Annotated in this window: 7 protein-coding genes; all 7 read left to right on the plus strand. The window is 57.9% G+C overall.

Features of this window, described 5'->3' with window-relative positions:
* Positions 1-5: 5 nt before the first annotated feature.
* The 7 genes from J2Y56_RS01345 (at position 6) to J2Y56_RS01375 (ending at position 10,005) form a co-directional block, all read left to right on the plus strand.
* Positions 6-587: a cupin domain-containing protein gene (locus J2Y56_RS01345; protein WP_310348100.1), complete on the plus strand. Its 582-nt coding sequence runs from the start codon at positions 6-8 to the stop codon at positions 585-587.
* Positions 584-1,567, plus strand: coding sequence for a fumarylacetoacetate hydrolase family protein (locus tag J2Y56_RS01350; RefSeq protein ID WP_310348103.1), 984 nt, complete (start codon positions 584-586; stop codon positions 1,565-1,567). Before J2Y56_RS01345 ends, J2Y56_RS01350 begins: the two co-directional genes overlap by 4 nt.
* Before the next feature lie 10 nt (positions 1,568-1,577).
* Positions 1,578-2,582: an NAD-dependent epimerase/dehydratase family protein gene (locus J2Y56_RS01355; protein ID WP_007949090.1), complete on the plus strand. Its 1,005-nt coding sequence runs from the start codon at positions 1,578-1,580 to the stop codon at positions 2,580-2,582.
* The gene (locus J2Y56_RS01360; protein ID WP_007949089.1) at positions 2,560-3,354 is read left to right on the plus strand and encodes a cyclase family protein; all 795 of its coding nucleotides are present in this window, start codon (positions 2,560-2,562) and stop codon (positions 3,352-3,354) included. The genes J2Y56_RS01355 and J2Y56_RS01360 overlap by 23 nt, the downstream gene beginning before the upstream one ends.
* Before the next feature lie 62 nt (positions 3,355-3,416).
* Entirely contained in the window at positions 3,417-5,072 is a 1,656-nt protein-coding gene (locus tag J2Y56_RS01365) for an arylsulfatase (RefSeq protein WP_007949088.1), read from the plus strand.
* 310 nt (positions 5,073-5,382) lie between these two features.
* Entirely contained in the window at positions 5,383-6,948 is a 1,566-nt protein-coding gene (locus J2Y56_RS01370; protein WP_310348108.1) for a GGDEF domain-containing protein, read from the plus strand.
* 210 nt (positions 6,949-7,158) lie between these two features.
* On the plus strand, positions 7,159-10,005 hold the full coding sequence (locus J2Y56_RS01375; protein ID WP_310348110.1) for an ATP-binding protein: 2,847 nt from the start codon (positions 7,159-7,161) through the stop codon (positions 10,003-10,005).
* The last annotated feature ends 30 nt before the right edge of the window (positions 10,006-10,035 follow it).

Consider the following 10,035-nt stretch of genomic DNA (forward strand, 5'->3'; position numbering starts at 1 on the left):
TCTCCATGCAAGCGCTTCCTGAATTCAAACGAGTGGTCACCGGTCACGATCAACAGGGTCAGGCCATCGTCGCCAGCAACGGACCGACGCCGAACGTGTTCCCGCTGCTGGCCGTGCCGGGCACGGTGTTCCATGAACTGTGGAACAGCAGCACCAGCCCGGCGTTACTCGACAACGCCAGTGATCCGAGCAGCAAACCTCTACAACTCAGCCCCGGACCACAGGGCAGCGTCATTCGTGTGGTGGATATTCCTCCGGACAGCGTTCAGAACCAGGTCAGCGATGAAAACGCCGCGGCGGTGTTCGCTGAAATAGGCCAGGTCCACGCCGGTACCGGGCAGGGCAGCGCCCGGCATAAATTGATGCACCGCACCGAAACCCTCGACTACGGCATCGTCACCGAGGGTGAAGTGTGGCTGGTGCTGGATGAGGAAGAAGTGCACCTCAAACGCGGTGACGTGGTGGTGCAACGCGGCACCAACCACGCCTGGAGCAACCGCACCGAAGCGATGGCGCGCATGGTCTTCATCCTTCTCGACGGGCGCTTCGCTGACGAGTTGAACCGTGAACAAGGAGCATCGGTATGAAACTCGCCACCCTGAAGAACGGTAGTCGTGATGGCAGGCTCGTAGTCGTTTCGCGAGATCTGGCGTGGGCCGTGGATGCCGGTTCCGTGGCGCCCACCTTGCAACAGGCGATTGAGAACTGGAGTGGCGTGGAGCCGCGCTTGCAGGCCCTTGCCAGCAAACTGAATGCGGGCGAAGCGGTGGATGCCTTTGCCTTTGACCCCGCTCAGGCCATGGCGCCATTGCCGCGTGCTTATCAGTGGTGCGACGGCTCGGCGTTCCTCAGCCACGGTGCGCTGATGCAGAAAGCGTTCAACCTTGATCCTATCGACGGCGTCGAACACACACCGCTGATGTACCAGGGCGCCGGTGACGATTTCATTGGCGCCCGCGACGATATCGCGCTGCCAAGCGAAAGCCAGGGCATCGACTTTGAAGGCGAGTTTGTGGTGCTGGTGGATGACGTGCCCATGGGGTGCGCCGCCGAACAGGCGCTGCAACACATCAAGCTGATTCTGCAAATCAATGACGTCAGTTTGCGCGCCCTGGCCCCACGGGAAATGCACACAGGCTTTGGATTTTTGCAGGCCAAACCCTCATCCAGCTTCGCCCCGCTGGCCATCACGCCGGACGAACTGGGTGATGCCTGGCGTGACGGACGCGTGCATTTATCCCTGGAGGTGCACTGGAATGGCCAATGGTTTGGTCATCCGCACGGCGGGCAGATGAACTTCAGTTTTGGCCAGTTGATCGCCCATGCCGCCCTGACTCGCAAGTTGGGCGCGGGCACGTTGATCGGCTCCGGCACGGTTTCCAACGCCGAACGCAGTGTGGGTTCGGCCTGCATCGCCGAGCGTCGAGCGATTGAAATGATCGAGCAGGGTACGGCGCAAACCGGCTTCATGCGCTTTGGTGACCGCGTGCACATGGATGTTCAGGGCGGCGACGGCCAGTCGCTGTTCGGTGCAATCGATCAACGTGTGGTTCAGGCTCGGGACTGAGGAGCGGCACATGCGAGTATTGATTACCGGTGCCAATGGTTTTGTGGGGCGTGAATTGGTGCGTTGCCTGCTGGCGCGGGGCAGCTTGCGCAGTCGCGTCATCGACGCATTGTTGGTGCTGGATACCGGCCTGCAAGGAATGCCGGAGGACCCGCGTTTGCGCCGTCATTACGGCAGCATTACCGATGTGGCCTTGATGCGCCGGGTGTTGGCCGACGGCATTGATGTGGTGTTCCATCTGGTCAGTATCCCCGGTGGCGCCGCCGAAGAGCAGTACGAACTGGGATATCAGGTCAACCTGTTGGCCAGCCTCGAACTGCTCAACCAATTGCGCAATAAAGCGTTGCCGCCGGTGCTGGTGTACGCCAGCAGCGTGGCGGTGTACGGCGGCCATTTACCGGAAAAAATGAACGAGCAAGCCGAGCTGCGTCCGCAACTGTCTTATGGCACGCACAAAGCCATGGTCGAGAGTGCGATTATCGACCTCGCCCGGCGTGGGGAAGTCGACGGCCGCGTGCTGCGTCTGCCGGGCATCGTTGCCCGCCCGCGTGAACCCAATGGCTTGCGCTCGGCATTCATGAGCGATTTGTTGTGGGCATTTGCCGAGGGCGACACCTATCGTTGTCCGGTCTCTGCGCAAGCAACAGCGTGGTGGATGTCGGCGCGCTGCTGTGTGAACAACCTGATTCACGCTGCCGAACTCAATAGCAGCGAAGGGGAGTCGCAACGTGTATGGCAGTTGCCGGTGCTGCATCTGTCCATTGCCCAAGTGGTGGACGCATTGGCGGCGAGTTATGGCCAGGAACGTCGCAGCCTGATCAGCTATGACGCCGACATCCAGCTGGAAGCGTTGTTCGGGCGCATGCCGCCCTTGAAAACCCCGCAGGCGCGTGCCGCCGGTTTCAGCCATGACGGCAACGCTGCCACGCTCATCCGTAATGCCCTTAACCCCGCCACCCCACGTCACTTGTCGCTCAGCGGAGATACGATTCATGTCGCAGCCCATCAAGTCTAAACGTCGTCTTGTGGACCTCTCGGTCACCCTCGACAACAACCCCTACACGGACCCACCTCCGTTGTTGCCGAAAATTGATTACATGGATCACCAGCAAGGCTGGCCGGAGATGGCGGCAATGTTCCCGGGGTTGCAACTCGATCAGATGCCAGGCAACGAATCCTGGGCTGCGGAGCGGCTGCACATCACCACCCACAGCGGAACGCACATGGATGCGCCCTGGCACTACGCCTCGACCACTGATGGCGGTCAGCCGGCGTTTGGCATCGACGAGTTGCCGCTGGATTGGTGTCTGCAACCGGGCGTGAAACTGGACTTTCGGCACATGGCGGACGGGCACGTGGTCACCGCCGATGAAATCGAAGCCGAGCTGGCGAGAATTGGCCATGAGTTGCAGCCGCTGGACATCGTGCTGATCAACACTCGTGCCGGCGCGATATTTGGTCAACCGGGTTACCTCGATGCCGGCGTCGGAATTGGCCGTGAAGCCACCTTGTATTTGCTGGAGCGCGGGGTGCGTGTCGTGGGCACCGACGCCTGGAGTTGGGACGCACCGTTCAAGTACACCCGCGAGCGTTTTGCCGCTGACGGCGATGCTTCCATTATTTGGGAGGGGCACAAAGCCGGGCGCGATATCGGTTATGGGCAAATGGAAAAGCTCGCCAACCTTGAAGCGCTGCCGGCCAGCGGGTTCGTGGTGTCGTGTTTCCCTTACAAGATCAAGCACGCGTCGGCTGGGTTTGTTCGGGCGGTGGCGATATTCGAAGAATAAGCACCGCGCCGGGCGCGTATCAAAATCCATGGTCTTCGATCAAACACAATAAGAGAGAAAACATGCCTCTTTTGCGCATGCCCCTGACGTTATTGTTGGGCGCACTGACACTCGGTAGCAGCCTGGCCATGGCGGCCAGTGCTGATGCGAAGCAACCGAATATCTTGCTGATTCTGGCCGACGACCTGGGGTATTCCGACCTGGGAAGTTTTGGCGGTGAAATCAACACACCGACGCTGGATGAACTCGCCCATCAAGGCTTGCAGTTCACCAGCATGTACGCGGCACCCACCTGTTCGATCACGCGTTCCATGCTGATGTCGGGCACCGACAACCATCTCGCCGGGCTTGGCACCATGGCTGAAGCCTTGCAACCGTTTCAACGGGGTAAGCCGGGGTATGAGGGTTACCTGAATCAACGTTCTTACTCCATTGCCGAGTTGCTGAAGGAGGGCGGTTACAACACCCTTATGGTCGGTAAATGGCACCTGGGGCTGGAGGCGGACCAGGGGCCGGATCAACGCGGGTTTGAGCAGTCTTTTACACTGCTGGAGGGCGGGGCTGCGCACTTCAAACCCTCGAACATCGACCCGACAAAAATCGAGCAGGTGCACTATCGCGAAAATGGCAAAGCGGTGGAAGTGCCGGAGAATTTCTACTCCACCGACTTCTACACCGACAAGCTGATCAGCTACCTGCAGAACAGCCAAAAGGACGGCAAGCCGTTTTTTGCCTACGCTGCTTACACCTCCCCGCACTGGCCCTTGCAGGCACCCAAGGAATACCGGGATAAGTACAAAGGGCGGTTTGATCAGGGGTATGACAGCGTACGTTTGGCGCGTATCGAACGGATGAAAAGTCTTGGTCTTATGGCGAACGACGCCCAGCCGGCGAACCCGCTCCCGGTGAATCCAAAACTGCCAGGCTGGCAGCAGCTGAGTCCGGAACAGCAACGCATTGAGGCGCGGAAGATGGAAATCTACGCGGCCATGGTCGATAACCTCGACCATAACATTGGCCGAGTAGTGGATTACCTGCGCCGCAGCGGGCAATACGACAACACGTTGATCGTATTTATGTCGGACAACGGCGCGGCAGGCGAGAACCACACGCAGTTCTATCCGGCCGGGGCGCGCACCGATAACAGCTACGCCAACCTCGGTCAGCCAGGGTCCCAAATCGACTACGGATTGCGCTGGGCAGAGGTCAGCGCCGCACCGTTCCATTTGTTCAAAGGCACCACGGCCGAAGGTGGCATTAGCGTTCCGGCGATCATCCAGCTGCCCAAGACACTGCGGCGTCAGGGTGTAGAGCGTGGTATAGCGCGGGTTGATGACCTGGCGCCAACCTTCCTTGATCTGGCGGGAATCGCTTTGCCGAGCGAGGCGCGAACAGACGTAAGCAAACACCCCATTACAGGTAAATCAATGCGGCTGATGCTCGCCGGTGAGGGTAGCCCGCACAGTCAGGACAACCTCGCCGGTGAACTGTTCGGCAATGCTTATTACCGGGAGGGAAACCTGAAACTGTTGGGCATCCGCCCGCAAACAGGGTTTGGCGGCGACGCGCAGCCGCCACAATGGCAGTTGTTTGATGTGGCGCAGGACCGCGGCGAAAGCACAGACCTGGCTGCCGCCCGACCAGAGACAGTGCAGCGCCTGAAGGCCGCATGGTTGCGGTATGCCGAGCAGGTCGGTGTGGTGTTTGCAGCGCATTAACTTGGGTGCTCGTCGGTGATGAAGTGTTCTGTACTTCTGTGTAGAAAGGGCCCGCAAGCAGAATATCTCTTCGTGAATAGTGGCAATATGCCCTAGAATCATTTTGTATCCAGTTGTGCACAGGAAGCGTTGATATCGCCGCGGCACAGAGGACATTGTGTGTGGCTTCTGTGCCTGCAAAAGCCTGTGATCAACTCGCACGTTGGTAAAACAAGTATCAGACAGGGACGAAACGCAATGGGGAACAAGGATCCTAAGGGCTGTTGCGCCATTCCTGGTAAGGATGGCGCTACGCGCATTGGAAGTCAGGATGATGAATAAGCGGCGCAGATCCTTATTGGGGTTCGTTGTTTTGGCGGTCGGCCTGGTGGGTTTTTCGGCTGTGCTGTTGCTCAATTCCGAGACGCAGCGCAGAGAGACGCGATTCTTGGAATACGTGCAGAACATTTCCGGCATTGTGCGCAATCAACTGGATACCAATGAAGCGGTGTTGGCGGGTTTCTCGGCATTTCTTCAGGCCGTCGACCAGAGTGATACGCAAGCTGCGGCGCGTTACGCGGCAGCCGTTTTATCCGCCTATCCCCACATCTATATGCTGGAGGCGGCGAGGGCGGTCCCCATCGCCGAGCAGGCGGCTTTTGAAGACCTGTTACGCCGCACCTGGCGGCCAGACTTTGAACTCAAGGATTTCCCCAGCCTCGCTCAGCAACCTGCCCAACATCAGGCCTATCTCAACGAGACCTGGCCTGTCTTGTTTATGTATCCGGCACTTGCGGAGTCCAGTTCGATCTATGGCGTCAGGCTCGAAACCGTCCCCCATCTCTCCTATGCGCTGGCTCGAACCCAAAATAATCTGAAGCCTGTCGTATCACCTGTTTTCTCAATGTATGAAGGTGGCAACGCTTACATTCTGATGCAGTCAGTCAGCCGCCCTGAACAAGCGCAAGAAAACGCCCGGCCGAACTTTTTTGGTAGCACGATGGTGTCGTTGCTATTGCTCAAGACGGGCTCGTTGCTGGATGCAGTGCAGCAGGCGAACCTGGATCCTCTGGTTCACATCAGCGCTGCCCTGAAAACCACCGCAGGATCTGAAAGCAATGTGTTTTCAACGCAGACCGAGGAAGCCGGTTTCCTGGATCGCCTATTCTTTCCACGTCTGGTTGAGCGGGTCGAAATCAGCAGCGCTTCACAACCCATGACATTATTGTTTGAGCGTCAGTTGCGCTTAGGGGACGTTCTAACTTCGGAGACATTGGTGATTCTCGCGGTTCTGGCTGCTGCACTCGTGCTCATGCCATTGGTATTGATTCGTCATTTCAAGGCCATCGAACGGGCAGAGGTCGAACACCAACGCTCGACTTATCTGGCAACCCATGACGTGCTCACCCAATTACCTAACCGCTACCTCTTTGCCGATCGCTTTGGACAGGCCTTTTCGGATTGGGAAGCGTACGGGGTGTCGTTTGCCGTGCTGTTGATCGACCTGGATCACTTCAAGGAGATCAACGACAAGCACGGCCATGAGGTCGGGGACCAGGTTCTTCGGGCAGTCGCCAATCGCATGCTTCATGCCACTCGTTCGAGTGACACCGTCGCTCGCTACGGCGGAGATGAGTTCGTGGTTCTGATTGCGAATTTGACCGACACAGAATCTGCTGAAATCAAGGCTGAGAGAATGCTGGAAGCCATTGCGCAACCGGTTGCAACCACTGCGGGAGAGCTCACCCTCTCGTGCAGTATCGGCGTTTCGTTGTGCCCCCTGCATGGCCAGAGCCTTGATACGTTGCTCAAAGCGGCGGATCAGGCCATGTATGGCGTCAAGCAACTCGGGCGAAAGGGCGTTGCGTTGACTGAAGTTCGAAGCTTCGGTGAGTAACGCAAGTCGTCTCATGGCTCTACAAGGGCGCGCTTCAGAAGTTTTCAGCGTTTTTCAGCGCCCAGCGGGGTGTGGCTCGGTGCATTTCAGAGCAGGCCTGTCGTTGGCGTGTATTACTGCGGTCTCTTGGCAGAGGCGATGAGCATAGGCCGATTCCCTGCCTTGCTTATAAGGTCATGCCCGCGTGGTAGCGTCCGGAAAACCATAAAAATGAAAGCGGCCAACCGTCCGAAAATTATCCATTGTTTGCTGATTGCGATAGCTGCAACGTTCGCGGGTCTGCTGTATTCCTACATCGGCATCAAACAAGCGGCGCACGATGCGCAAGAAATCAGCGAGAAGCGCTACCAATCTTATTTACTCGCTGATGAACTGCGTCACAGTTCCGATAGTTTGACGCGCCTGGCTCGTACCTACGTGGTGACGGCGAACCCGGAATATGAGCGCGAGTACCTGAAGATCATTGATATTCGCAACGGCAAAGCGCCGCGCCCGCAAGACTATCACCGTATTTACTGGACTTTTGTTGCAGGTGGCAATGCGCAACCTCGTCCCGATGGGGAACCGGTCGCGTTGCAAACGCTGATGAAGCAGGTAGGGTTTTCGGAGGCGGAGTTTGACAAGCTGAAAGAGGCGAAGGCCAACTCCGACGGTCTGACCAAGCTTGAAGTCGAGGCAATGAACGCGGTCAAGGGCCGGTTTGCTGATGACCAAGGCAATTACACGGTGAATGCCGAGCCCGATCTCGTCCGGGCCCGGACACTGCTGTATAGCCCGCAATACCATGTCTACAAGGCACGGGTCATGGCGCCGGTGGACGATTTTTTTGAGTTGGTGGATGTTCGCACCGCGCAGGAAGTGATCCTGGCGAACCACAAGCTCAATGTCGCACAGAACTTGTTCGTGGCGATTTTGCTGATGCTGATCGCTGAGTTCGGCTTGCTGATTTACTGTGGGCGCAGGCAGATCCTGGAACTGTTGGGAGGCGCTCCTGCCGAGCTCAATCGGGTATTGAACGAGCTTGCTACCGGTAATCTGGAGGTATCGATTCCAGATGCGCCTCAGGACAGTGCCCTGGGCCGCGTGCGGGTGATGGCCGACAAGTTAAGGGCGCTGATCGAAACAACGACCAAGACCAGTGAGCAATTACGTTGTGTTTTGATTCAAATCCAGGAAAAGAATCGTCAACTTCAGATCGCCGACCAACACAAAAGCGACTTCGTGGCCAACATGAGCCATGAGATTCGCACACCGATGAACGTGATCATCGGCATGAGCTATCTGGCGTTGAAAACCGACTTGAACCCGCGCCAACGAGACTACATCGACAAGATCCAGCAATCTGGCAAGCATTTGCTGGGCATCGTCAACGACGTGCTCGACTTTTCCAAGATCGAAGCCGGCATGCTGAATATCGAACAGACCGAGTTCACCCTTGAGCAACTGCTCGATAACGTGGTGAACCTGGTCGGTACGCGGGCGTCGCAGCGCAACCTGGCATTGATCCTTGATGTGGCCAGCGACGTCCCGACCACGCTGATGGGCGATCCGCTACGCATGGGGCAAGTCCTGGTCAATTTTGCCGGTAACGCGATCAAGTTCACCGAACAGGGCGAGATCTCAATCGTTGTTCGTTTACATGAGTGCCGAGAGTCCGATGCGCTGCTGTATTTTGCGGTCAAGGACACCGGCATCGGTCTGTCTGAAGAGCAAATGGGGCGCCTGTTCCAAAGCTTTCAGCAAGCCGATACTTCGACGACCCGCCAATACGGCGGCACCGGCCTTGGCCTGGCAATTGCCAAGAAGCTGGCCGAATTGATGGGCGGCGCGGTCGGCGTGGAAAGCGTTGTTGGCCAGGGCTCGACCTTCTGGTTTACCGCTCGGGTCGGGATCGTGCCAGTTGCGCCCCAAAAACTGCAATGCCACACCCCGAACAGTAGCCGGATGCTGGCGAGGGATGACGATAACAGCGCCCATCAAAGCTTTGCGCCGGAGATTCCCGAGGCGTGCATCATGGCGGCCATTTTCGGGGCGCGTGTACTGTTGGTCGAAGACAACGCACTGAACCAGCAGTTGGCGAGCGAACTGCTGCGTGATGCCGGATTAGTGGTTGATATTGCTGAAAATGGGCTCGTTGCCATCAGTCGGATGCAAACGGTCGACTACGACTTGGTGCTGATGGACATGCACATGCCGGTACTCGATGGCGTGAGCGCGACGCGAGCCATTCGTGCCTTGCCAGGCAAGCGTGATCTGCCCATCGTTGCCATGACCGCCAACGCCATGCTGGCCGATCGCGAACGCTGCAGGGAGGCAGGCATGGTGGATTTTGTCGTCAAACCTATCGACCCGGACACACTGTTCCGTACGCTGCTGCGTTGGATCAAGCCTACCGGCGCAACGCGTGAAGCTGCAGGCATTCAAACGGCCGATATCACCCCCGGTGGAGACTTGAGTTTCGCTGGCGTGGACGTTGACGTGGCGGCCGGGCTACGCCGGGTGCTGGGCAAGCACACCCTGTATCTGGATTTGTTGCACAGCTACCTGGCCGGCCAGAGACCTTTGCTCTCGCAGTTGCGCGCAGCGCTGGCGATGGGAAAGCTGGAAAAGGCCGAGCTGTTGGCCCATAGCTGCAAGGGGATGTCAGCGACCATCGGTGCTGACACCATCGCGCAAGCGGCAGATGCATTGGAGCAGGCATTGCGTGCAAACAGGCCACTCGTTGAGCTGCAGGTCTGTCTGCAAGACTTGACCGAACCCCTGGAAGCACTGCTGGGGCAATTACGCGAGAAGTTGCCCTGTGTGGTCGCGGCCGAGCCCATAGCGGTCGACGTTGTCGAGTTGCAGACGATTTGCCGACATCTCGATGCCCTGCTGGGTGACTTCGATGCGCAGGCCGTGCCTTATTTCGCGACACAGGCGGGCGTCCTGCGCGGTGCGTTTGCAGACAGTTTCCAGCCATTGGAGAGCGCGGTGAAACGTTACGATTTTGAGCGGGCGCAGAAATGTCTGAGCGAGGCCTTGCAGGCAAATGGAACAGGCGCAATGACCCGTTAAATACACGCCAACACGCCCTTCGTAACGTCA

The sequence above is a fragment of the Pseudomonas sp. BE134 genome (genome assembly GCF_031456105.1).
In the GTDB taxonomy this organism is placed as follows: domain Bacteria; phylum Pseudomonadota; class Gammaproteobacteria; order Pseudomonadales; family Pseudomonadaceae; genus Aquipseudomonas.

Coding starts and splice junctions, on each gene's coding strand:
- J2Y56_RS01345 (WP_310348100.1), top strand. CDS start 6: ATGCAAGCGCTTCCTGAATTCAAACGAGTGGTCACCGGTCACGATCAA.
- J2Y56_RS01350 (WP_310348103.1), top strand. CDS start 584: ATGAAACTCGCCACCCTGAAGAACGGTAGTCGTGATGGCAGGCTCGTA.
- J2Y56_RS01355 (WP_007949090.1), top strand. CDS start 1,578: ATGCGAGTATTGATTACCGGTGCCAATGGTTTTGTGGGGCGTGAATTG.
- J2Y56_RS01360 (WP_007949089.1), top strand. CDS start 2,560: ATGTCGCAGCCCATCAAGTCTAAACGTCGTCTTGTGGACCTCTCGGTC.
- J2Y56_RS01365 (WP_007949088.1), top strand. CDS start 3,417: ATGCCTCTTTTGCGCATGCCCCTGACGTTATTGTTGGGCGCACTGACA.
- J2Y56_RS01370 (WP_310348108.1), top strand. CDS start 5,383: ATGATGAATAAGCGGCGCAGATCCTTATTGGGGTTCGTTGTTTTGGCG.
- J2Y56_RS01375 (WP_310348110.1), top strand. CDS start 7,159: ATGAAAGCGGCCAACCGTCCGAAAATTATCCATTGTTTGCTGATTGCG.